This is a genomic window from Streptomyces sp. NPDC051041 (assembly GCF_044456065.1).
GTDB lineage: Bacteria > Actinomycetota > Actinomycetes > Streptomycetales > Streptomycetaceae > Streptomyces > Streptomyces glaucus.
Genome location: NZ_JBITFM010000019.1, coordinates 93,846 through 116,193, shown reverse-complemented (window position 1 = coordinate 116,193; position 22,348 = coordinate 93,846). Strand labels below are relative to the sequence as shown.

Here is a 22,348-nt window from a genome sequence, read left to right as displayed (position 1 = left end):
GGCGGGCGGACGGAGCGGGGCCGGGCGGCGGAGGGAGGGCGCCGGCGGCGCGGTGGACTAGACCAACTGGGAGCACGACGGTATACAGGGGAGATCACGGAGCGTGCGGGCGGACACCCGGCACGTGAAGCCGTGCCACGATGTGAGCCGTGGCCGATGGGTACGTCGGTCGCTTCGGCACGCGGAGCCGGAAAGGCAGAGCATGAGCACCGACGTCAGCAGTGCGGAGAACGAGGGCGGGACAAGTGTCCGTACGGCGCGCGTGCCCAAGTACTACCGTTTGAAGCGGCACCTGCTGGACATGACGCAGACGCTGCCCCCGGGCACGCCCGTGCCGCCCGAGCGCACCCTCGCCGCCGAGTTCGACACCTCGCGCACGACCGTCCGCCAGGCCCTGCAGGAGCTGGTCGTCGAGGGGCGGCTGGAGCGGATCCAGGGCAAGGGCACCTTCGTCGCCAAGCCCAAGGTCTCGCAGGCGCTGCAGCTCACCTCGTACACCGAGGACATGCGCGCCCAGGGGCTGGAACCGACCTCCCAGCTGCTGGACATCGGATACGTCACCGCCGACGACCGGCTCGCCGGGCTGCTGGACATCGCGGCCGGCGGGCGGGTGCTGCGCATCGAGCGCCTGCGCATGGCCAACGGCGAGCCGATGGCCATCGAGACCACCCACCTGTCCGCCAAGCGCTTCCCCGCCCTGCGCAGGTCGCTGGCGAAGTACACCTCCCTCTACACCGCGCTCGCCGAGGTGTACGACGTCCACCTCGCCGAGGCCGAGGAGACCATCGAGACCTCGCTGGCCACCCCGCGCGAGGCCGGGCTGCTCGGCACCGACGTGGGCCTGCCGATGCTGATGCTGTCCCGGCACTCCCTGGACGGGAACGGCGACCCGGTGGAGTGGGTGCGGTCGGTGTACCGCGGGGACCGGTACAAGTTCGTGGCGCGGCTGAAGAGGCCCGCCGAGTAGGACGCGCGCGGCAGGGACCGTACGGGGCGGCGGCGGGGCGGCCACCCGCACCCGGCGAAACCACCGGGCCGCCGTGCCCGGCGGAACCACGCGCCCCCGTGCCGACGGAACCACCGGGCCGCCGCGTCCGGCGGAACCTCCCCCGCACACCGCGAGGCGGCAGCCCCGGCGGGAGACGGCCGCCTTCCCGCCGTGGCGCGCCCGGCCAGGGCGCCTGCCGTCGCCTTCCCCGCCGCCCCCGGGGGCGGCCCCGCGGCGTCCGGCGCGTGCTCTGGGGTCCCCCGCCGCGGACCGGGCGAGCGCCGGGCGGACGACCCGGTACGGGACCCCCGTACCCGGGTCTTCGCCCGGCCCGGCGAGGGGACGCGCCGGGCGTCCCGGAAACATTCCTGCCTAGGCTCCGCCGCCGGGCGCCCCCGTGCCGCCGAAGCCGCGTCCGGGGAACCGGGCGGCACGCCGGAAGACGCCGGCGACCGCGGCCAGGACCGCGAGGGAGAGCGCGGCGCACAGCGGGAACTCCCCCCCCCCGGGCTCCGGCCGGACGAGACCCGCAGGGCGATGCCGAGGCAGCCGACCACCAGGTAGAACACGCAGATCCACGCGAGCCGCCGCAGCGCGCGTCGTACCAGACGGTCCTTCATGGCCCTCCCTCGGCGTCACCCGCGGCCCGGTCCGCTTCAGGGCACCCGGGCCGCCCCCTCGCCCGCCGTTCCCTCCGCCGGCGCCTCGACGACCGGGGACGGCTTGTCCTGCGCGTCGGAGAAGTAGTCCTCGGGGCGGGTCAGGTCCGTGCCCTCCCGCGCACCGCCGGCCCGGGCCAGCAGCGTGCCCGCGGCCGCGACGACGATGTTGACGGCGAGCGCGATCAGCCCGGCGTACATCGTGACGTCCGTGTCCAGGCCGAAGTCGGACAGCGGGAAGGCCGATCCGCCGAAGTGCTCCTTGCCGGTGGCCGGGTTGGGGATGTTGTAGAGCAGCACGACACCGGCGAGCAGCCCCGCGAGCAGGCCCGCGACCAGGCCGTGCCGGTGGAACCAGCGGGTGTAGAGCCCGAAGCCCACGGCGGGCAGCGTCTGGAGGATCAGCACGCCGCCGATGAGCTGGAGGTCGACGGAGAACTGCGGGTCCAGCGAGACGATCACCAGGACCGCCCCCACCTTCACCAGCAGGGAGACCAGCTTGGAGACCTTCGCCTCGGTCGCCTCGTCGGCGTCCGGACGGAAGAACTCCCGGTAGATGTTGCGGGTGAAGAGGTTGGCCGCGCCGATCGACATGATCGCCGCCGGCACCAGCGCGCCGATGCCGACCGCCGCGTAGGCGACCCCGGCGAACCAGTCGGGGAACTGGCTGTCGAAGAGCTGCGGCACGACGGTGTTGGCGTTCGGCTTGCCGTTCTCGCCGCTCAGCGGGGTGATCCCGGCGGCGATCGCCATGTAGCCGAGCAACGCGATCAGGCCGAGGAGCACGCTGTAGACGGGCAGCGCGGCCATGTTCTTCTTGATGGTGTCCCGGCTGCGCGCGGCCAGCGTGCCGGTGATCATGTGCGGGTACAGGAAGAGCGCGATGGCCGAGCCCAGCGCCAGGGTGACGTACTGGAGCTGGTTGCCGGCGTTGAGCAGGGTGCCGTCGCCGGTGGCGGGGGTCTCGGCGAACTTCTCGTCCGCGGCGGCGAAGATGTCGCCCCAGCCGCCGAGCTTCGGCGGGATGTACAGCACCGCGATGATGATCACGATGTAGATCAGGATGTCCTTGACGAACGCGATCAGCGCCGGCGCCCGCAGACCCGCGTGGTAGGTGTACGCGGCGAGGATCGCGAAGGCCGCGAAGATCGGCCAGTGGCCGGTGATCCCCATGGTGCGCAGCACCGCCTCGATGCCCACCAGCTGGAGCGCGATGTACGGCATGGTGGCCACGATGCCGGTGATCGCGACCAGCAGCGCCAGGAGGCGCGAACCGTGCCGGACCCGGACGAAGTCGGCCGGGGTGACCAGGCCGTGCCGCTGGGAGACCGACCACAGGCGCAGCACGACGACGAACACCAGCGGGTAGACGACCACGGTGTACGGCATCGCGTAGAAGCCCATCGCGCCGGCGCCGAACATCAGAGCGGGAATCGCGACGAAGGTGTACGCGGTGTAGAGGTCGCCGCCGATGAGGAACCAGGTGATCCAGGTGCCGAATCCGCGGCCGCCCAGGCCCCACTCGTCCAGGCTCTCCAGGTGCTCGGCGCGCTGCCAGCGGGCGGCCACGAACCCCATCACGCTGACCAGCAGGAACAGCAGCGAGAAGACGACGATCTCGGTGATGTGGTCGCTCATCGGTCCCTCCCGGTGAGCCGGCGGACCAGCGCGATGGTGACCATGCTGAGCACGGCGCACAGGAGCTGGAACCAGTAGAAGAACGGGAAACCGAACACGCGCGGCCCGTCGTGGTTGAACACGAAAGTCAGCAAGGGGAGGACGATCGGGATCCACAGGAGGTGGTTCCAGGCACTGCGGTGACGGGGCGTGCCGGCACCGCGGGCGTCCTCAGTCTCGGTTTTCTGCAAGGCGGTTCTTTCTGTTACGCGGACATATGGGTCGGTCGGATGCGTCGGACGGCGATCGCACAGGTGAACACGGACCGGATGCGGGCCGGGTTCGGGACACGGCCGGAAAAGACAGCCTTCCCTCCTTCGGTGGTCATGTCTCAGGAGCCGATCAGGACCAGCAGTACGGCGTTGAGCGCGGTGATGAACGTCGCCGCGACGGAGGCGGCCACGGTGGTCGACCGCCGGTTGACGAGCGGGCCCATCAGTCGCTTGCGCGAGGTGAAGAAGACCAGCGGCCACAGCGCGAAGGGGATGCCGAAGCTGAGCACCACCTGCGACAGCACCAGTGCGAGCCCGGGCTCGACCCCGCAGGCGAGCACCGCCAGCGCGGGCACCAGCGTCACCGCCCGCCGGACCAGCACGGACGTCTCCCGCCCGAAGAAGCCCTCGAAGACGACCGCGCCCGCGTAGGTGCCCACCGCCGAGGAGGCGAAGCCGGAGGCCAGCAGGGCGAGCGCGAAGAGTACGCCCCCGAAGGCGCCCAGGGCCCGGCCGAAGCCGTCGTGGGCGCCCTGGATCGTCTCGGCCTCGGCCGGCAGCAGGACGGCGGCGGCCGCGGTCAGCATCGCCAGGTTGACCAGTCCGGCCACCCCCATCGCCGCGGCGATGTCCAGCCGGGTGGCCGCCAGCAGCCGGCGCTGCCGCTCGGGCCGGCCCGCGGCGTCGCCGTGCCGGTCGCGCACCAGGGCGCCGTGCAGGTAGATGGCGTGCGGCATCACGGTGGCGCCCAGGATGCCGACCGCCAGGAGCAGGCTGTCCTGGCCCTCGATGCGCGGGACGACGCCCGCCGCGAGGGCGCCGGCGTCGAACCCGGCGGTGAGCGCGTTGTAGCAGAACCCGACGAGCACGACCGCGAGGAGCCCGCTCACGGCCGCCTCGAAGGGCCGGCTGCCGCGCCGCTGCTGGACAGCGAGGACCAGCCAGGACACCACGCCGGTCACCACTCCGCCGGCCAGGATGGGCATGCCGAACAGCAGGTTGAGCGCCACCGCCCCGCCGATGAGTTCGGCGAGGTCGGTGGCGATGGCGACCAGTTCGGCCTGGGCCCACAGGCCGAGGGCCACGGGCCGGCGGAAGTGCCGACGGCTCAGCTCCGGCAGCGTGGCCCCGCTGACGACGGTGACCTTCGCCGCCAGGTACTGCACCAGCATCGCGACCAGGTTGGCGGTGACCACCACCCACACGAGCAGGTAGCCGAACCGGGCGCCGGCGGCCACGTTGGTGGCGACGTTGCCGGGGTCGACGTAGGCGACGGCCGCGACGAAGGCGGGACCCAGCAGGGGCAGCACCCCGGCCCGGCGGAGGCCGCCCGGGCGGCCCGCCGCACGGCGGGACCCGGGGCCGGGGGCGGGGCCGGCCCCGGAAAGCCCGGGACCCGCCTCACCGGCCGTCCGTCCCGGCCGGCCGCTGTCCGCCGGTCCGGTGAACGCCCCTCCGGCCTCCGTCCGTTGCGGTGCCGCCCGTCCGGCTCCCGCGCTCCCGGCTCCCGTCATGCCCGGCTCCGCCCTCCCCGTCATGGCTTGACCAGCGGTATCAGCAGGGACAACGTGACGAGCGCACCCGCCGTCGAGACGACGACCCCGGCGGCCGCCTCCTGCACATGGGTCCGGGCCTGCTGGGCCAGGACGTAGGCGGTGGCCGCGTTGGGCAGTCCGGCCAGGATCACCGACGCCGCCGCCCAGGTGTCCGGCATGCCGAACACGGTGTGGACCAGCAGGTAGGCGAAGACCGGCATCACGGCCAGCTTGATCGCGACGGTCAGGCCGACCTCCGAGGTGCCGACGCTGCCGTCCCGCATGCCCGCCACCGCCTTGCGCAGGGTGAGGCCGACCGCGAACAGCGCGCCGGGCGCGGCGGCGTCGCCCACCATGTCGACGGTGGTGTGCACGGGTGCGGGCAGGTCGACGTGGAGGACCGCGAAGACCAGGCCCACGGCCACCGACAGGGCGACCGGGTTGAGCACCACCTTGCGGGAGATGTCCCGGCGCAGCTGCGCCCTGCTCTCCGTCCGGTGCATCGCGCCGGGACCCGTGGAACGGGCGCTCAGCACGGTGTGCGCGGCCGGGTAGCAGACCATGTTGAACATGTTGTGCACCAGCTGCCCGATGGCCGCGGGCAGCACCGCCTTCGGCCCGAGCACCGCGAGCAGCAGGGGCACGCCCATGTAGGCGACGTTGCCGTAGCCGGAGAGCAGGCCCACGGTCAGGCTCTTCCGGCTGTCCCGCCGGAACAGCAGCCGGGCCCCCGCCATGCCGAGCGCGTAGGAGAACACGATCGACAGGATCGCGACGGCGATGAACTGCCAGGGCACGCCGGCGGAGATGTCGGCGGTGGCGACGGACAGGAACAGCAGCGCCGGCAGGGCGATGTAGAAGACGAAGTCGTTGACCGCCTGTGCGGTGTTCCCCTGGAACACCCTGAACGCGCTGGCCACGTACCCGACAGCGACGATCGCGAACAGCGGCACGATCGCGTTCAGGATGGTGTCGAATTCCATCGGTCAGCTCGGCACCGTCTCCGCGGCCTTCGCCCGGCCGGCGTGCTCGACGGGCACGACGGACGGGTCCTGGAGTACCTGGAGCGCCGTCTTCTGGACGTCCTCCAGGCGCACGAAGTCCGCGTAGAACTCGTGGATCTGCCGAAGGAGTTCCTGGAACCTCGCCCGCTTTTCGGGGTAGATCTCGTTCTCCAGCCGGTTCTTCAGCCGTTCGGCGACCGCGCCGACGAAGACTTCGTCGGCGGTGTACTCCTCGGGCAGGCCGGCATTGGCGAGAATCTGTCCGATGGTGGCCGGGAAGATACCGATCGGGTTGAGGAAGTACTCGACCTCGCGGGTGACACCGAGGTAGTCGGGCACGTTCACGATGCCGGCGTTCTCGGTCCGGGTGAGCAGACCGCTGATCGGCCGGTAGACGTTGGGCAGCGCCATGAACGTTTCCTCCGCCAGGTGCGCGACGGCGGAGATCTTCTTGGCGTCCAGCGTCCGGCCGCCGACGGTGATGCCACGCTCGGCGAAGATGTGGCTGAGCACCTCGACGTTGGCCAGGCCCGCCCGGTTGCCGAACCCGGCGACACCGCCCTCGACCATGGCGAAGCCGTGGAAGACGGAGGTGAGCGAGTTGGCCAGGCCCAGCCCGATGTCGTCGTGGGAGTGCAGGTAGAAGGTCATCCCGGGGTTGTCCCGGACCAGGTTGGCGGCCAGCACGGCGGTGGCGTGCGGCAGCAGGGTGCCGATGGAGTCGTTGATCCGGACGAGGTCGATGCCCAGGCTGCGGGCGCGCTCGATCTGCTCGTTGATGAAGGTGTAGCGCTCGTCGTCGATCTCGTGCGAGAAGGCGTTGAGAATGCTGGCCCGGAAGGAGCCGACACCGATCCCGGCGAGCTTCTCGTGGGCGCGTTCCAGCAGCTTGTTCTCCTGCTGGTACTCGATCATGCCGAGGCTGACCTGGATGCGGGCCAGGTAGTCCTTCGGGACGACCTTGAGCGCTTCGGAGAGGGGCTCCCAGGTCTTGAGCGTCAGGTTGAAGACGAACCGGGTGTCCGCGGGGATGCGGTGCAGCAGCAGCTGCGCGTCCAGGACACGCCGCAGGAACTGCGGTTCGGTCAGGCCCGATCCCAGGTCGATGTCCCGGATGCCGGCATTGGCCAGCGCCTCGATGAGCGCGAGCTTCCGGTCGTCGTCGGCTCCGAAGAGGGCTCGCTCGCCCCCTTCCCGAATCGTTTCGTCGGAAAGGCCGACGAGGTCGAAGTCCGAGTACCGCGGTTCGTGGCCGGCAGGTAACTGAAGTGCCATTTTCGCCTCTCCCGTTCCGATTTTTGTGCCACCGGGTGGATCAGCAGAACAGCAAAACCCATCGGCTGTCCGATCGATGACCGCCGATGCCAGCGGGATGCTAGACAACATCCGGAGAAGGACTCAACACCCCCTTGGAGACGGCCAGGAATCTTTCATTCCGATTTCATTGCGGGCCGTTACCACAACCGCAGGATTCCAGTCAGAGACATGCCCGTCGGCCAATTACCGGTACGCAGGGTGAGGATCGGCGGCACGGCCGAAGCCCGATCGGTCGCACGCTCCCCGGAATACGACCGGCTGCCCCTTCTCGGGCGCCGGCCTCCGCGGCGCCGTCACCCACCGGCGACAGGAGCGCCCCGGACGACAGGAACACCCCCGGGCGGCAGGAACCCCGGCGGCAGGGACCCCTCCGGACGACCGGGACGCGGCACGGGCGCGGGCCCCGGCCTCCGCCGCAGCCCGGCAGCGGCCGCGAGGCACCACACCGGCGCTCCAAGACCGGAGCAACACAACATCTGGGGGTGGCTCCGCGCCCCAGCACAAGATGTATGCTCATGCTCGCTGTCGCCGCAGGGGAATCCGGTGCGAATCCGGAACTGTCCCGCAACGGTGTATCCGCGTGCGTCCGCACGCTTGTCCAGTCCGAGTACCTGCCGACAGTGCACCCGGCCGTCCGGCCGGTGTGCCTGACGTCCGGGCCTCGTGGAATGGGCCGGCGGACGCGACGCCCTGCGCGCTCGTGCTGCCTCCTGCCCTCGCCGAGGCCCCGTGCCGAGCGAGGGAGAGCCCCACGTGACCATCGCGCCAGCCGACCCGGCTTCAGCGCCCCCGGTGGCCGAGGAGAGCGACGGCCCCGGAGCCGCGCTGCTGCGGACCCTGACGGAGCTGACCGCCGACCTCCCCGACACCGACCCCGGCCGGGTCGCCGCCGCGGCGCTGCGCGGCCGCTCCGCCCGTGCGGACGAGGCGGAGCTGCGCGACCTCGCCACCGAGGCGGCCGCCGGCCTGATCGCCGAGGACCCCGCCTACTCCCGGCTGGCCGCCCGCCTCCTCACCCTGACCCTTCGCGCGGAGGCCGCCTCCCAGGGCGTCACGTCCTTCACCGGGTCCGTCGCCGCGGGCCACCGCGAGGGACTGATCTCCGACCGCACGGCAAAGTTCGTGCGGCTGCACGCCGGCCGGCTCGACGCGCTGATCGACCCGGCCGCCGACGACCGCTTCGGCTACTTCGGCCTGCGCACGCTCCACAGCCGCTATCTGCTGCGCCACCCGATCACCCGCAGGGTCATCGAGACGCCGCAGTACTTCCTGCTGCGCGTCGCCGCGGGACTCGCGGAGGACGACGGGCCCCGCTCGGTCGACGAGGTCGCGGCGCTCTACGGGCTCATGAGCCGCCTCGACTACCTTCCGTCCTCCCCCACCCTGTTCAACTCCGGCACCCGGCACCCGCAGATGTCGTCCTGCTACCTGCTGGACTCCCCGCGCGACGAGCTGGACTCGATCTACGACCGCTACCACCAGGTCGCGCGCCTGTCCAAGCACGCCGGCGGCATCGGCCTGTCCTACTCCCGCGTCCGCTCCCGCGGTGCGCTGATCCGCGGCACCAACGGGCACTCCAACGGCATCGTCCCGTTCCTGAAGACCCTGGACGCCTCCGTGGCGGCCGTGAACCAGGGCGGCCGGCGCAAGGGCGCGGCCGCGGTCTACCTGGAGACCTGGCACTCCGACGTCGAGGAGTTCCTGGAGCTGCGCGACAACACCGGCGAGGACGCGCGCCGCACCCACAATCTGAACCTCGCGCACTGGGTGCCGGACGAGTTCATGCGCCGGGTGGACGCCGACGAGCCGTGGTCGCTGTTCTCCCCCTCCGACGTGCCCGAGCTGGTGGACCTGTGGGGCGAGGAGTTCGACGCGGCGTACCGTAGGGCGGAGGCCGCGGGACTGGCGCGCAAGACCCTCCCCGCCCGCGAGCTGTACGGCCGGATGATGCGCACCCTCGCCCAGACCGGCAACGGCTGGATGACCTTCAAGGACGCCGCCAACCGCACCGCCAACCAGACCGCCGAGCCGGGCCACGTCATCCACTCCTCCAACCTCTGCACGGAGATCCTGGAGGTCACCAGCGACGGCGAGACGGCCGTCTGCAACCTGGGGTCGGTCAACCTCGGCGCCTTCGTCGCCCCGGCCGCGCACGACATCGACTGGGAACGGCTGGACGCCGCCGTCCGCACGGCCGTCACCTTCCTCGACCGGGTCGTGGACATCAACTTCTACCCGACCGAACAGGCCGCCCGCTCCAACGCCCGCTGGCGCCCGGTCGGCCTGGGCGCCATGGGCCTGCAGGACGTCTTCTTCAAGCTGCGCCTGCCCTTCGACTCGCCCGAGGCCCGGCGGCTGTCCACGCGGATCGCCGAGCGGATCATGCTCGCCGCGTACGAGGCCTCCGCCGACCTCGCCGAGCGCCCCCGAGCAGCCGCGGCAGGCTCCGGCGCAGGGGGGACCCCCGTCGGCCCGTTCCCGGCCTGGGAGAAGACCCGTACCGCCCGGGGTGTCCTGCACCCCGACCACTACGACACCGACCTGGCCTGGCCGGAGCGCTGGGCGGCGCTGCGGGAGCGGATCGCCGCCGTCGGCCTGCGCAACTCCCTACTCCTGGCCATCGCCCCGACCGCGACCATCGCCTCCATCGCGGGCGTCTACGAGTGCGTCGAGCCGCAGGTGTCCAACCTGTTCAAGCGCGAGACGCTCTCCGGCGAGTTCCTCCAGGTCAACCCCTACCTGGTCGAGGACCTGAAGCGGCTGGGCGTGTGGGACGCCCGCACCCGGGAGGCGCTGCGCGAGGCGAACGGCTCCGTGCAGGGCTTCTCCTGGATCCCCGAGGACATGCGGCGGCTGTACCGCACGGCGTGGGAGATCCCGCAGCGCGGTCTGATCGACATGGCCGCCGCCCGCACCCCGTTCCTCGACCAGTCCCAGTCGCTGAACCTGTTCCTGGAGACGCCGACCATCGGCAAGCTCTCCTCGATGTACGCCTACGCCTGGAAGTCCGGGCTGAAGACGACGTACTACCTGCGCTCGCGCCCGGCGACGAGGATCGCCCGCGCTGCCCGGGCAACCGCCCCCGCCCGGCAGGCGGCCTCCGAAGAGGCCGTCGCCTGCTCCCTTGAGAACCCCGAGTCCTGCGAGGCCTGCCAGTAATGACCAGCACCACCGTCACCGCCCGCAACCGGAACCTGCTCGACCCGGGCTTCGAGCTGACCCTGCGCCCCATGCGCTACCCCGGCTTCTACGAGCGCTACCGGGACGCCATCAGGAACACCTGGACCGTGGAGGAGGTCGACCTCCACTCGGACGTGGCCGACCTCGCGAAGCTGTCCCCCGGCGAGCAGCACCTCATCGGCCGGCTCGTGGCCTTCTTCGCGACGGGCGACTCGATCGTGGCGAACAACCTGGTGCTGACCCTCTACAAGCACATCAACTCGCCCGAGGCGCGGCTCTACCTCTCCCGCCAGCTCTTCGAGGAGGCCGTCCACGTCCAGTTCTACCTGACGCTGCTGGACACCTACCTGCCCGACCCGGACGACCGGGCCGCCGCCTTCGCCGCGGTGGAGAACATCCCGTCCATCCGCGAGAAGGCCGGGTTCTGCTTCCGGTGGATGGACTCGGTGGAGGAGATCGACCGGCTGGAGACCAGGGCCGACCGCCGCCGTTTCCTCCTCAACCTCATCTGCTTCGCCGCGTGCATCGAGGGCCTGTTCTTCTACGGTGCCTTCGCCTACGTCTACTGGTTCCGCAGCCGGGGCCTGCTGCACGGCCTGGCCACCGGCACCAACTGGGTCTTCCGCGACGAGACCATGCACATGTCCTTCGCCTTCGACGTGGTCGACACCGTCCGCGAGGAGGAGCCGGACCTCTTCGACGACCGGCTCCGGGAGCAGGTCACCGACATGCTGCGGGAGGCCGTCGAGGCCGAGCTGCAGTTCGCGCGCGACCTGTGCGGTGACGGCCTCCCGGGGATGAACACCGACTCGATGCGGCAGTACCTGGAGTGCGTCGCCGACCAGCGCCTGACGCGCCTCGGCTTCGCCCCGGTGTACGGCTCCGAGAACCCCTTCTCCTTCATGGAGCTGCAGGGCGTTCAGGAGCTGACCAACTTCTTCGAGCGGCGTCCGTCGGCGTACCAGGTCGCGGTGGAGGGCACCGTCGACCTGGACGAGGACTTCTGATCACTCCTCCCGTGCCCCGCCTGGGCCTCCCTGGTCCGACGGTCGATGCGCCGGTCGCGGACGGCGCCGATCACGGAGGGGAGGACCAGCAGGACGAGGATCCCCAGCACGGTCAGCGTTCCGGTCAGCGCTTCCGTCTGTGCCGCAGTCATGACACCACTGCCACGCCGGATGCTCCTCGCCGGCAGTGGCAGAACTGCCGCGCCCCTCGAACGGAGGGCGACACGGTCGCCGGGGTGCTGGCGCGGACGGAGCGCAACCTCGACCGGGAGGTCACCGTCGAGCGGCTCGCGGTCCGCGCCCGCCGTTTCCTTCGGCAGCGAACGGAGGTCGTTGTGCCGGACGGCGAATTCCTGGCTCAGCAGCGCCGCCCGCCGATGGGCCGGGTTCTCCCGGGCGGCGCCGGGGAGCTCCCTTCCCGCGCTCCGTTCCAGCAGGTCGGTCCGGATCCGGCGCGCGGAGGTGAGCCGACGCAGCGCGAGGCACTCCTCGACGCCCGGGACGATTCCGTGGGTACGGTTGGGGAATTCCCGGTCGTACGCCTCGATCACCGGAAGAGCGAGCGACGGTGGTACCCGGATCGTGGCCGGTGTCGATGTGGTGCCGGGTAAGAGGACATGCACGAACCAACCACTCCCAGCCGCCGGTGGGCGCACCCCTCCCGCCGTGCGGGGCGTGCGGCCGGTGCGTATCTCCCGCACATCCCATTCAGCGCCGCAACTGACAGCCCTGAGAACGGATTTGCTTCATCCGCCACCCCCGGATGCCGGACTCCTCCTTGCGCGGGGGTCGTCGATCACCAAGGAAGCGTGGGTGATCGAACGGCCGGCGGACGGACGAACGGCGCCTGCCCGGGAGGAAGAACCCGGACAGGCGCCGTGCGCGGGAGAGGGGGCGGCCCGGGCCGGTGCCGGTCCGGGTCCGCCGCGGCCGGCAGCCGGCGCGTCAGTCGTTCGCGACCACGGGGTAGCGGGGCTCGTTCTCGGCCATCTGCCGCAGGGCGTCCTTGCGTTCGCGCTTGGAGAGCCGGTCGATGTACAGGTAGCCGTACAGGTGGTCGGTCTCGTGCTGCAGACAGCGCGCGAAGTAGCCGGTGCCGCGCACCTTGATCGGGTTGCCCTTCTCGTCCTGCCCGGTCACCTCGGCGTAGTCGGGACGGGCGAGCGGCGCGTACGCGGTCGGCACCGACAGGCAGCCCTCGTTGCTGTCGTCGAGGCGGCGCCGGTCGGCGGGCAGGTCGACCAGCTTGGGGTTGCAGACCACGCCGACGTGCCGGACGCCCTCGTCGTCCGGGCAGTCGTAGACGAAGACCTTCAGGTCGACGCCGATCTGGTTGGCGGCCAGGCCCACGCCCTCGGCGGTGCGCTGGCTGGCGAACATGTCCGCGACCAGCTGCTGGAGCTCTTCGCCGAACTCGGTGACGTCCTTGCACTCCTTGTGCAGCACCGGGTTGCCGACCACCGTGATCGGCCGCGAGGTGCCGCGCTCCCGCCAGGCCGTCTCGCGCTCCTCGCAGTCCTCCGTGTCGATGACGTACCCCTCGTCGTCGACGGGGAGCACGCCCGCGTGCTGCTGATCGGTGTCCTGCTGCGCCATGACCGACGTACGCCTTCCTGGAAGAACAAAGGTGTGCTGCTGATACAGGGTACGGCGATCCGCGGGAGCCCTCAGCAGACCTCTTCCAGATCCCGCCAGTCCCGGGAGTCCGGGCTGTCCGCGACCCACCCGTCCAGCAGCCCCCGCACCAGCGGGGCCGGCGCGGCCACCCCGCACTCCCGCTCCGGCACCCACAGCTGCCCGTCGGTCCGGTGGCCCAGCGGCCCGGGATGCCCCGGTTCGCTGTGGTCGTGCGGGTCGAGGTGCTCGCCGTCGCCCTCGTCGGACGGCATCCGCGACTCGGAGCACATCCGGCACAGCAGCCGCACGGACGACGACCAGTCCTCCGCGGCGAACCCGGCGTCGGCGGCGAGCTGCTCCAGCGCGTCCCGGTCTGCCTCGGTCGCGGCCTCCAGCAGCACCACCCAGGTCGGCACCGGCGAGGGCGCCCACAGCTCGATCTCGTCGAACACCGGGTAGACGTCCCCGTTGGCGGTGACCCGCTCCCCGTGCGGCACCCCGTCGTGCAGCACGACCTCGCCCCAGCGCCGCCCCGAGGACGGCAGCGGGATGGACAGCACCTCCATCCGGGCGGGGTCCAGCCGCCTCCCCCACACCACTTCGGCCTCCCCCTCGGGGGACAGCCGTACGGCCGCGCTGCCGAGGTCCATGCCGAGCGGCTCACCGGAGCCGGTCGCGTCGCCCGGCACCCGCAGCCCGTACGCCTGCCAGGCGCGCCGGGCCAGCGGCCAGTCCTGCAGGGCGGTCGCGGCGATGCCGACGTTCCACCAGTCCGGCGCCCCGGCGTCCCGGTCGAGCAGGGCGACGGCCCGCAGGCCGGCCGCCCGGGCCTGCTCCCAGTCGTGCCGGAACTTGTGCAGCAGGGCGAGGTTGAACCAGGACTCCGACAGCCAGGGTTCCAGGTCGGCGGCCCGCGTCAGCAGCGCTCCCGCGTCCTCGTACCGGCCGTCGCCGATCAGTGTGAACGCGCGGTCGGTGGCCTGCCGCCAGGAGGCGGAGGGCCGGTGCCGTCCCTTGCCGAAGATCCTCACGATTCCCGCCTGCCAGTTCCGTGTGGTGGGCTGGCTGTGCCTTCCGCGCCCCCGGACACCCTCTCTTTCGCATCCAACCACGTACGACTGGAAGGACGCTCATTACCCATGGGTTACCCCGGCGCGGACGCGGTAAGGCAGCCTTCTCCTTGGCCGGACGACGCACGGGGGCGGCCCCCGCGCGTCAGCTCCTCGCTGCGGGACAGTACCCGGGCAGGCGGCTTCACCACATCCGGTGTGCGCGCGGTCCCCGCGGCACCGTGCGGCGGCTTCTCCCGGGCGGCGGGGGCGGGTCCGCCGGCACGTCCGGGCGGCGGGCCCCTCACGGCCGGGAGGGTCCCGGAAGGGTCAGGACTCCTGCGATGCCGGCGGGGCCGCCGCGACGTCGCGCTCCGGCACGGCCTGTCCGGAGCGGATCAGATCGATCCGCCCCATGACCTTGGCGCGCAGGTCGCCCGGCACGTCGTCATGCCCGCAGCACCGCTTGACCAGCTTCTTCACGGCCTGTTCCAGCCCGTACTTCTCCAGGCAGGGCGAGCATTCCTCGAAGTGGTGCTCGAACTTGGTGCACTCGGCATCCGGCATCTCACGGTCGAGGAACTCGTAGAGATGATCGAGGATTTCGCTGCAATCCGTCTCGTGCGGCTCTCCGCAGCTCATGACCCCGAGCCTTTCGCTTCGTTCGACTCTCCGGCGCCGGCCGGGACCAGCCCGCGCTCGCGGGCGTAGTCCTCGAGCATGCCGCGCAGTTGACGGCGGCCCCGGTGCAGCCGGGACATCACCGTACCGATGGGTGTTCCCATGATGTCGGCGATCTCCTTGTATGCAAAGCCCTCCACATCCGCGAGATAGACGGCGATGCGGAACTCCTCGGGGATCGCCTGGAGCGCTTCCTTCACGTCCGAGTCGGGCAGGTGGTCGAGCGCCTGCGACTCCGCGGAGCGCAGACCCGTCGACATGTGCGACTCGGCACGGGCGAGCTGCCAGTCCTCGATCTCCTCGGCCGCGCTGCGCTGCGGTTCGCGCTGCTTCTTGCGGTACGAGTTGATGAACGTGTTGGTGAGGATCCGGTACAGCCACGCCTTCAGATTGGTGCCCTCGCGGAACTGGTGGAAGGACGCGTACGCCTTGGCGTACGTCTCCTGCACCAGGTCCTCGGCGTCGGCCGGGTTGCGCGTCATGCGCAGGGCGGCCGAGTACATCTGGTCGAGGAATTCCAGCGCGTCCCGTTCGAAGCGCGCGCTGCGCTCCGCGGTCGACTCCGCGCTCGTGCCCTGGCCCTCGGGCAGCTCCGCCTGGCCGTTGTCGGTCCCTGCGTCGGTCCCAGTGACCGGACCCACCTCCTCCGGTGATGGCGTGGGACCGAGTCCGGCCCCACTCGATTCGGAGGATAGACGACGTGTGGCCGAAGGCGCTTCCCGGTACGGCCCGCCCGCCCCCCGGACGGGGGCGGTGGTCGCCGCGTGCAGCACCGTCCACTCCAGGCCGTCGCGGCTGCTGCGGTGCGGATCGGACCCTGCCGGCCGCAGCCCGTCCGTGGAACGGCCGGGGGAGACGGTCGGGCAGAAGGTGGAACCCATGCGGCGGACTTCCTCTCCTACGACGTGCGTGCCGATGGTCAGCACATACGTCCGCCACAACAGCGGCCGACGGCTCGCCATTCCCGGGCTTCCGGGTCTTTCAGCCGAGTGACCCGGTCCACGCGGCGACGGCGTCGGTGACGACCGCCAGCGTCCGGTCCTGGTCGACGGGCGCCCGCTTCGGGACGGCGAAGCCGTGATCGCCCCAGGCCACCCCGACCAGTTCGTACGGCCCGTCCGGGAACTCCTCCGGCTTCCCGAACGGGTCGTTCCCGCCCTGGACGACGAGGGTGGGCACGCCCGTCCCGAGCAGTTCGCCGGCGCGGGACTTCTCCGGTCTGCCCGGCGGGTGCAGCGGGAAGCTCAGGGCGAGGACGGCGTGCGCGCCCAGCTCGCCCGCGGTGCGGCAGGCGACGCGGGCCCCGGCGCTGCGCCCGCCCGAGATCACCGGCAGGCCCGGCGCGGCCAGCGCGGGCCACACGCCCCGCCATCCGGCGTCCAGGGTCCTCGGCGCGGGCGCGACCTTCTTCCCGGCCACCCGCCAGGGCTGTTCGACGAGGGCGACGGTCACGCCGTGGGCGGGCAGCACGGCGGCGAGGGCCGCCAGGTCGCGGGCGTCCACGCCGCCGCCGGCGCCGTGGCCGACGGCGAGGACGAGCCGTGCCCCGCGCGCCTCGTGCCAGGTGATCCGGGCGGTGCCCGCGTCCGTCTCGATGGTCTCGGTGGTCCCGGGGGTTCCGGTGGTCGCTTCCGTCACGTCAGAAGAGTGTGCCCTCCTCCGGCGCCGGCAGCTCCCTCAGCAGCTCCGGCCCGTTGTTGCGGACGTTGCTCACGGCCGTGGAGACGGGGTACGCCCGCATCAGCCCGGCGGGCGGGGGCGCCAGCAGCGGCCTGAGGTCGCCGGGGTCCGTGCGCGCCGGGTCCAGCCAGGCGTCCCACCGGTCGGGCGTCAGCATCAGCGGCATCCGGGGGTGGATGTCCGCCAGCGTCCGGGGACCCTCCTCGGGCGCCGCCGCGAGCGGCGTCCGCTCCGCTTCCGTGGTGATCACCGAGCACGTCACCCACCAGGCCCGCGGATGGTCGTCGGGCAGGGTCCGGTCGCGCCAGAACTCGTACAGCCCCGCCATCGCGAACACCGACCCGTCGGCCGGCGTCACGAAGTACGGCTGCTTCCGGGGCCGCTTGCGCCTGCCCTCGACCTCCAGCTCCCGCTCCTGCTCGCCGGTCACCCACTCGTAGTAGCCGTCGGCGGGCAGGATGCAGCGCCGGGCGGCGAAGGCGCGGCGGTAGGAGGGCTTCTCGTGCACCGTCTCCGCCCGCGCGTTGATCATCCGGGCGGCGCCCTCGGGGGTCCTGGCCCAGGAGGGGACGAGCCCCCACCGCAGCCTGCGCAGCTGCCGAACCGGCCGCGGATCGTCCGCGTCCTTCAGGGGGCGGTCCAGGACGGCGTAGACCTCCTTGGTGGGAGCCACGTTGTAGTCGGGCTCCAGGGTCTCCTCCGGCTCCCACTTGCCGATCTCAAAGATTCCTGCGAGATCCTCGGGCCTGCGACTCGCTGCATACCGTCCGCACATACGTGCCACACTGCCAGATTCCGCGCGACCCGGAGGAGCCACCGCCCGCCATGGACCGCCTCGCATCCGCCTCTCCCGCCTCCCTCTGGAACGAGGTCTCCGGCACCCAGCCCGACCCCGACCTGTGGGTGGTGGTGGCGACGCTGGCCGCCGCGCTCGCCGTCGTCGTACCGCACCGCCCGTGGCGCGTGGCGCGCAACGCCGTCACCATCGCCCACGAGGGCGGCCACGGACTCGTGGCGCTGCTCACCGGCCGCACCCTGACCGGCATCCGCCTGCACTCGGACACCAGCGGCCTGACCGTCAGCCGCGGCAAGCCGCACGGCCTCGGGATGATCCTCACCGCGGCCGCCGGCTACACCGCTCCCCCGCTGTTCGGCCTCGGCGGCGCCGCCCTGCTGGCCACCGGCCGCATCACGCTGCTGCTGTGGCTGGCGACGGCGCTGCTGGTCGCCATGCTGGTGATGATCCGCAACGCCTACGGGGCGCTGACCGTGTTCCTCGCCGGCGGCACCTTCGTGCTGGTGTCCTGGCTGACCGGGCCGCAGGTGCAGGCGGCGTTCGCGTACGCGGTGGTGTGGTTCCTGCTGCTCGGCGGGGTGCGCCCGGCGTTCGAGCTGCAGGCCAAGCGGTCCCGGGGAGGCGCCGGCGACTCGGACGCCGACCAGCTGTCGCGCCTCACGCACGTGCCGGCGGGGCTGTGGCTGTTCCTGTTCCACGCGGTGTCGCTGTGCTCGCTGCTCGGCGGGGGGCGCTGGCTGCTGGGGATATGAGGGCGCGGGCGCGCCGCCGTCGTGCGGGCGGGACCAGCCACGACGCACCCGCACCCGGACCACCGCCTCCTTATAAAGTGGGGCCATGGCCCCGAACCACGCAGACACCGCCCTCTGGCCCGCCCCGCACGCGAGCGGAGCCGTCGACGCGACGGTCCACGTGCCCGGGTCCAAATCGGTCACCAACCGCGCCCTGGTGCTCGCCGCCCTCGCCTCCGAGCCCGGCTGGCTGCGCCGCCCCCTGCGCTCCCGCGACACCCTGCTGATGGCGGGCGCCCTGCGGGCGATGGGCGTCGAGATCGAGGAAGGGGTGGGCCCGGACGGCACCGGCGAGGCCTGGCGGGTGCTGCCCACCGGTCTGCGCGGCCCGGCCACGGTCGACGTCGGCAACGCCGGCACGGTGATGCGCTTCCTGCCGCCGGTCGCCGCGCTCGCCGACGGCCCCGTCCGCTTCGACGGCGACCCGCGCTCCCACGAGCGTCCCCTGCACGGCGTGATCGACGCCCTGCGGCAGCTCGGCGCCCGCATCGACGACGACGGGCGCGGCACGCTGCCGCTGACCGTGCACGGCGGCGGCGCCCTGGACGGCGGCCCCGTCTCGATCGACGCCTCCTCGTCCTCCCAGTTCGTCAGCGCCCTGCTGCTCTCCGGCCCGCGCTTCAACCAGGGCGTCGAGGTGCGGCACACCGGCTCCACGCTGCCCTCGCTGCCGCACATCCGGATGACCGTCGACATGCTGCGCGCGGTCGGCGCCCAGGTGGACACCCCGGAGTCGGGCGGCGAGCCCGACGTCTGGCGGGTCACGCCGGGCGCCCTGCTCGGCCGGGACCTGACGATCGAGCCGGACCTGTCCAACGCCCAGCCGTTCCTGGCGGCCGCGCTGGTGACCGGCGGGCGGGTGGTGATCCCGGACTGGCCGGCGCGCACCACCCAGCCCGGTGACCGGCTGCGCGAGATCTTCACCGAGATGGGCGGTTCCTGCGAGCTGACCGACCACGGGCTGGTGTTCACCGGTTCGGGTGCGGTCCACGGCATCGACGTGGACCTGAGCGACGTCGGCGAGCTGACGCCGGGCATCGCGGCGGTCGCGGCCCTCGCCGACTCGCCGTCGACGCTGCGGGGCGTGGCCCATCTGCGGCTGCACGAGACGGACCGGCTGGCCGCGCTCACCAAGGAGATCAACGAACTCGGCGGCGACGTCACCGAGACCGCCGACGGGCTGCACATCCGCCCGCGCCGCCTGCACGGCGGGGTCTTCCACACCTACGAGGACCACCGCATGGCCACCGCCGGCGCGGTCATCGGCCTCGCGGTCGAGGGGGTGCGGATCGAGAACGTGGCGACGACGGCGAAGACCCTGCCGGACTTCCCCGAGCTGTGGACCGGGATGCTCGGGGTGTAGGGACGCGGGGACACAGCCATGCGCCGCTACGGCAAGCACACCGACGAGGACGACATCCGCACCCGCCCCAACCGCCGGGGCAACCGGCCCCGCACCCACATCCGGCCCAAGCACGAGGACGCCGCCAAGGGCATGGTCCTCACCGTGGACCGGGGCCGTCTGACCTGCCTCGTCGACGGCCGGATCGTGATGGCGATGAAGGCCCGCGAGCTGGGCCGCAAGGCCGCGGTCGTCGGGGACCGGGTCGCGCTGGTCGGCGACCTGTCCGGCCGGAAGGACACGCTGGCGCGGATCGTGCGGATCGAGGAGCGCGCCTCGGTGCTGCGCCGCACCGCCGACGACGACGATCCCTACGAGCGGGTGGTCGTCGCCAACGCCGACCAGCTCGCCATCGTCACCGCCCTCGCCGATCCCGAGCCACGCCCGCGCCTGATCGACCGCTGCCTGGTCGCGGCGTACGACGGCGGCCTCGATCCGCTGCTGGTGATGACGAAGTCGGACCTCGCCCCGCCGGACGAACTCCTGGAGCTGTACGGCGCCCTGGACATCCCGTACGTCGTCACCAGCCGCGAGGAGCTGGAGAACGGCGACGCGGCGGACCGGGTGCGCGCGCACCTGGACGGCAAGATCACGGCGTTCGTGGGTCACTCGGGAGTGGGCAAGACCACGCTGGTGAACGCGCTGGTGCCGGAGGAACGCCGCCGTACGACGGGCCGGGTGAACGCGGTGACCGGCCGTGGCCGCCACACCACGACGTCGGCCCTGGCGCTCCCGCTGACGGGAGCGGGCGGCTGGGTGATCGACACTCCGGGCGTGCGGTCCTTCGGGCTGGCCCACATCGACCCGTCCCGGGTCATCCACGCCTTCCCCGACCTGGAACCGGGCACGCAGGGCTGTCCGCGCGCGTGCAGTCACGACGAGCCGGACTGCGCGCTGGACGCGTGGGTGGCCGAGGGGCACGCCGATCCGGCGCGGCTGTACTCGCTGCGGCGGCTGCTGGCCACCCGGGAGGCCCGGGAAGGCGACTGACCTCCGCGTTGTTTGGGTGGGCGGGGGATCGGTAAGTGCATAATCGCCGTTGCCGGTTCCAGGCCCGACCAGGCCCTGTCCAGCTCGGACATCGCCCGACGAAGCGGTCGCAGAACGCGGGGACACAGGAGGACGACACATGGCGTGGCTGCTGGTCATCGTGGCCGGGTTGCTCGAAACCGGCTTCGCCGTGTGCCTGAAGCTGTCGCACGGTTTCACGCGGCTGTGGCCGACGATCGCCTTCTGCGTCTTCGCGCTGGGGAGTTTCGGCCTGCTGACCCTGTCGCTGAAGAAGCTCGACGTCGGTCCCGCGTACGCGGTGTGGACCGGGATCGGCGCGGCGGGCACGGCGATCTACGGCATGGTGTTCCTGGGCGACCTGGTGTCCACGCTGAAGATCGTGTCGATCACGCTGGTGATCGTCGGGGTGATCGGGCTGCAGCTGTCGGGGTCGGCGCACTGAGCTCCGGTCCCGGCGGGCGCACCCGCCGGGACCGTGCAGCCGGCGTCGAGCAGGGACTCGCGCGCTGCGGGCATGTCGCCTCCCTCGGGGCGAGCGGCTCCGCGCCCGGGTTCGACGCGTGTGGAAGCGCTGCCGGGAGTTCACGGCGGCCCTCGGGGCTCCCCTCGGGGGCGGGGTGCGCGGGATGCTCGCGGTCCGGCGCGGGCCCCGGGAGCACCCGTGGACCCGTGCCGGTGCGGGGAAGCGCGCGGGCTCGTGCGGGTGCGGCGGGGAAACGCGCGTCCGGCCGCCGCCCGCCGATCACGGCCCCCCGTGGCCCCACCCCGGCCGCGGCGGATACCGTTCATCACATGCCCGACTACCTCGACGACCTCCGCTTCGCCCATGTCCTCGCGGACGCGGCCGACGCGGCGACGACGGACCGCTTCAAGGCGCTCGACCTGAAGGTCGAGACCAAGCCGGACATGACCCCGGTGAGCGAGGCGGACAAGGCGGCGGAGGAGCTCATCCGCGGCCACCTCCAGCGCGCCCGGCCCCGCGACGCGATCCTCGGCGAGGAGTACGGCCTCGAGGGCACCGGGCCCCGCCGCTGGGTGATCGACCCCATCGACGGCACCAAGAACTACGTGCGCGGCGTCCCCGTGTGGGCCACGCTGATCGCGCTGATGGAGGCCGGGGAGGGCGGTTACCAGCCCGTCGTCGGCGTGGTCTCCGCTCCCGCGCTGGGCCGCCGCTGGTGGGCCGCGAAGGGGCACGGGGCCTTCAGCGGCCGGAGCCTGGCGTCGGCGTCGCGGCTGCGCGTCTCCCGCGTCTCCCGGCTCGCCGACGCCTCCTTCGCGTACTCCTCGCTCAGCGGCTGGGAGGAGCAGGGCCGGCTGGACGGATTCCTGGACCTGACCCGCGCGGTGTGGCGCACGCGCGCCTACGGGGACTTCTGGCCGTACATGATGGTCGCCGAGGGTTCGGTGGACATGTGCGCGGAGCCGGAGCTGTCGCTGTGGGACATGGCCGCCAACGCGATCATCGTGACGGAGGCCGGCGGCACCTTCACCGGGCTCGACGGCCGTCCCGGCCCGCACAGCGGCAACGGAGCGGCGTCGAACGGCCTGCTGCACGACGAGTTGCTGGGGTACCTCGACCAGCGCGGCTGAGCGCCCCTTCCCGGCCCCCTGCGCGCCCGCCGCTCCGGCACCCCCCGCTCGTGGATCCGTGCGGGCGGAAGCCGGGAGCGCTCAGGGCGTGGTCTTCGCCGCCCGTCCCGGGAGACGGAGGGGAGAGCCCGGGCGACGCCGCACGGCGG

At 72.2% G+C, this 22,348-nt stretch carries 19 protein-coding genes, 1 pseudogene and 1 riboswitch; of the genes and pseudogenes, 8 read left to right on the top strand and 12 right to left on the bottom strand.

The window, feature by feature from the left end:
* Window positions 1–202 precede the first annotated feature (202 nt).
* Window positions 203–967: a GntR family transcriptional regulator gene (locus tag ACIBAI_RS24745; protein WP_399037492.1), complete on the top strand. Its 765-nt coding sequence runs from the start codon at window positions 203–205 to the stop codon at window positions 965–967.
* Between the two features lie 677 nt (window positions 968–1,644).
* Here ACIBAI_RS24745 and mctP read toward each other — a convergent pair.
* The 5 genes from mctP to ACIBAI_RS24720 form a co-directional block, all read right to left on the bottom strand.
* Window positions 1,645–3,285, bottom strand: a complete 1,641-nt coding sequence (gene mctP / locus ACIBAI_RS24740; protein ID WP_399037490.1) for a monocarboxylate uptake permease MctP — start codon at window positions 3,283–3,285, stop codon at window positions 1,645–1,647.
* Window positions 3,282–3,515, bottom strand: a complete 234-nt coding sequence (locus ACIBAI_RS24735) for a DUF3311 domain-containing protein (RefSeq protein ID WP_399037488.1) — start codon at window positions 3,513–3,515, stop codon at window positions 3,282–3,284. The genes mctP and ACIBAI_RS24735 overlap by 4 nt, the downstream gene beginning before the upstream one ends.
* A 140-nt stretch (window positions 3,516–3,655) precedes the next feature.
* Window positions 3,656–4,846, bottom strand: coding sequence for an Nramp family divalent metal transporter (locus tag ACIBAI_RS24730; RefSeq protein WP_399037487.1), 1,191 nt, complete (start codon window positions 4,844–4,846; stop codon window positions 3,656–3,658).
* A gap of 224 nt (window positions 4,847–5,070) precedes the next feature.
* A complete protein-coding gene (locus ACIBAI_RS24725; protein ID WP_399037485.1) occupies window positions 5,071–6,054 on the bottom strand; it encodes an AEC family transporter in 984 nt (327 codons plus the stop codon).
* Window positions 6,055–6,057: 3 nt separating this feature from the next.
* Window positions 6,058–7,350, bottom strand: a complete 1,293-nt coding sequence (locus tag ACIBAI_RS24720; RefSeq protein WP_399037482.1) for a hypothetical protein — start codon at window positions 7,348–7,350, stop codon at window positions 6,058–6,060.
* Window positions 7,351–7,858: 508 nt separating this feature from the next.
* A riboswitch (cobalamin riboswitch) is annotated at window positions 7,859–8,026 on the top strand.
* A gap of 119 nt (window positions 8,027–8,145) precedes the next feature.
* Between ACIBAI_RS24720 and ACIBAI_RS24715 the strand changes: the two genes are divergently transcribed.
* Together ACIBAI_RS24715 and ACIBAI_RS24710 are read left to right on the top strand one after the other, a co-directional pair.
* The gene (locus ACIBAI_RS24715) at window positions 8,146–10,551 is read left to right on the top strand and encodes a ribonucleoside-diphosphate reductase subunit alpha (RefSeq protein ID WP_399037481.1); all 2,406 of its coding nucleotides are present in this window, start codon (window positions 8,146–8,148) and stop codon (window positions 10,549–10,551) included.
* Window positions 10,551–11,579, top strand: coding sequence for a ribonucleotide-diphosphate reductase subunit beta (locus ACIBAI_RS24710; RefSeq protein ID WP_399037479.1), 1,029 nt, complete (start codon window positions 10,551–10,553; stop codon window positions 11,577–11,579). The genes ACIBAI_RS24715 and ACIBAI_RS24710 overlap by 1 nt, the downstream gene beginning before the upstream one ends.
* A gap of 299 nt (window positions 11,580–11,878) precedes the next feature.
* Here the strand turns inward: ACIBAI_RS24710 and ACIBAI_RS24705 are convergent.
* From ACIBAI_RS24705 to ACIBAI_RS24675, 7 genes and pseudogenes are all read right to left on the bottom strand, one after another.
* A pseudogene (locus tag ACIBAI_RS24705) lies at window positions 11,879–12,130 on the bottom strand (multidrug MFS transporter); the annotation flags it as partial.
* A 394-nt stretch (window positions 12,131–12,524) separates the two neighbouring features.
* Window positions 12,525–13,175: a peptide deformylase gene (gene def / locus ACIBAI_RS24700; protein WP_344602830.1), complete on the bottom strand. Its 651-nt coding sequence runs from the start codon at window positions 13,173–13,175 to the stop codon at window positions 12,525–12,527.
* Between the two features lie 71 nt (window positions 13,176–13,246).
* Window positions 13,247–14,227: a tetratricopeptide repeat protein gene (locus ACIBAI_RS24695; RefSeq protein WP_399037477.1), complete on the bottom strand. Its 981-nt coding sequence runs from the start codon at window positions 14,225–14,227 to the stop codon at window positions 13,247–13,249.
* A gap of 348 nt (window positions 14,228–14,575) precedes the next feature.
* On the bottom strand, window positions 14,576–14,887 hold the full coding sequence (gene rsrA, locus ACIBAI_RS24690) for a mycothiol system anti-sigma-R factor (RefSeq protein WP_399037475.1): 312 nt from the start codon (window positions 14,885–14,887) through the stop codon (window positions 14,576–14,578).
* Window positions 14,884–15,567 carry an RNA polymerase sigma factor SigR gene (gene sigR, locus ACIBAI_RS24685; protein WP_399037473.1) on the bottom strand — a complete coding sequence of 228 codons (684 nt, stop codon included), beginning with the start codon at window positions 15,565–15,567 and terminating at the stop codon, window positions 14,884–14,886. The genes rsrA and sigR overlap by 4 nt, the downstream gene beginning before the upstream one ends.
* A gap of 340 nt (window positions 15,568–15,907) precedes the next feature.
* A complete protein-coding gene (locus ACIBAI_RS24680; protein WP_399037471.1) occupies window positions 15,908–16,564 on the bottom strand; it encodes an alpha/beta family hydrolase in 657 nt (218 codons plus the stop codon).
* 1 nt (window position 16,565) lies between these two features.
* Window positions 16,566–17,381: an SOS response-associated peptidase gene (locus tag ACIBAI_RS24675; protein ID WP_399037470.1), complete on the bottom strand. Its 816-nt coding sequence runs from the start codon at window positions 17,379–17,381 to the stop codon at window positions 16,566–16,568.
* 50 nt (window positions 17,382–17,431) lie between these two features.
* Between ACIBAI_RS24675 and ACIBAI_RS24670 the strand changes: the two genes are divergently transcribed.
* The 5 genes from ACIBAI_RS24670 to hisN all read left to right on the top strand — a co-directional run bounded on the left by ACIBAI_RS24670 (window position 17,432) and on the right by hisN (window position 22,199).
* A complete protein-coding gene (locus tag ACIBAI_RS24670; protein WP_399037468.1) occupies window positions 17,432–18,154 on the top strand; it encodes a M50 family metallopeptidase in 723 nt (240 codons plus the stop codon).
* Between the two features lie 85 nt (window positions 18,155–18,239).
* Entirely contained in the window at window positions 18,240–19,556 is a 1,317-nt protein-coding gene (gene aroA, locus ACIBAI_RS24665; RefSeq protein WP_399037466.1) for a 3-phosphoshikimate 1-carboxyvinyltransferase, read from the top strand.
* A gap of 18 nt (window positions 19,557–19,574) precedes the next feature.
* Window positions 19,575–20,585, top strand: a complete 1,011-nt coding sequence (gene rsgA / locus ACIBAI_RS24660) for a ribosome small subunit-dependent GTPase A (protein ID WP_399037463.1) — start codon at window positions 19,575–19,577, stop codon at window positions 20,583–20,585.
* A 139-nt stretch (window positions 20,586–20,724) separates the two neighbouring features.
* The gene (locus ACIBAI_RS24655; protein WP_344602848.1) at window positions 20,725–21,048 is read left to right on the top strand and encodes a multidrug efflux SMR transporter; all 324 of its coding nucleotides are present in this window, start codon (window positions 20,725–20,727) and stop codon (window positions 21,046–21,048) included.
* Between the two features lie 350 nt (window positions 21,049–21,398).
* Window positions 21,399–22,199 (top strand): histidinol-phosphatase, encoded by an 801-nt coding sequence (hisN, locus tag ACIBAI_RS24650; RefSeq protein ID WP_399037460.1) that lies wholly within the window; start codon window positions 21,399–21,401, stop codon window positions 22,197–22,199.
* Window positions 22,200–22,348: the final 149 nt, after the last annotated feature.

What these genes read in the sequence shown, in the direction of transcription:
- ACIBAI_RS24670 (WP_399037468.1), top strand. Translation starts at nt 17,432, where the DNA reads ATGGACCGCCTCGCATCCGCCTCTCCCGCCTCCCTCTGGAACGAGGTC.
- hisN (WP_399037460.1), top strand. Translation starts at nt 21,399, where the DNA reads ATGCCCGACTACCTCGACGACCTCCGCTTCGCCCATGTCCTCGCGGAC.
- ACIBAI_RS24710 (WP_399037479.1), top strand. Translation starts at nt 10,551, where the DNA reads ATGACCAGCACCACCGTCACCGCCCGCAACCGGAACCTGCTCGACCCG.
- ACIBAI_RS24745 (WP_399037492.1), top strand. Translation starts at nt 203, where the DNA reads ATGAGCACCGACGTCAGCAGTGCGGAGAACGAGGGCGGGACAAGTGTC.
- rsrA (WP_399037475.1), bottom strand. Translation starts at nt 14,887, where the DNA reads ATGAGCTGCGGAGAGCCGCACGAGACGGATTGCAGCGAAATCCTCGAT.
- aroA (WP_399037466.1), top strand. Translation starts at nt 18,240, where the DNA reads ATGGCCCCGAACCACGCAGACACCGCCCTCTGGCCCGCCCCGCACGCG.
- def (WP_344602830.1), bottom strand. Translation starts at nt 13,175, where the DNA reads ATGGCGCAGCAGGACACCGATCAGCAGCACGCGGGCGTGCTCCCCGTC.
- ACIBAI_RS24725 (WP_399037485.1), bottom strand. Translation starts at nt 6,054, where the DNA reads ATGGAATTCGACACCATCCTGAACGCGATCGTGCCGCTGTTCGCGATC.
- ACIBAI_RS24720 (WP_399037482.1), bottom strand. Translation starts at nt 7,350, where the DNA reads ATGGCACTTCAGTTACCTGCCGGCCACGAACCGCGGTACTCGGACTTC.
- ACIBAI_RS24655 (WP_344602848.1), top strand. Translation starts at nt 20,725, where the DNA reads ATGGCGTGGCTGCTGGTCATCGTGGCCGGGTTGCTCGAAACCGGCTTC.
- rsgA (WP_399037463.1), top strand. Translation starts at nt 19,575, where the DNA reads ATGCGCCGCTACGGCAAGCACACCGACGAGGACGACATCCGCACCCGC.
- mctP (WP_399037490.1), bottom strand. Translation starts at nt 3,285, where the DNA reads ATGAGCGACCACATCACCGAGATCGTCGTCTTCTCGCTGCTGTTCCTG.
- ACIBAI_RS24675 (WP_399037470.1), bottom strand. Translation starts at nt 17,381, where the DNA reads ATGTGCGGACGGTATGCAGCGAGTCGCAGGCCCGAGGATCTCGCAGGA.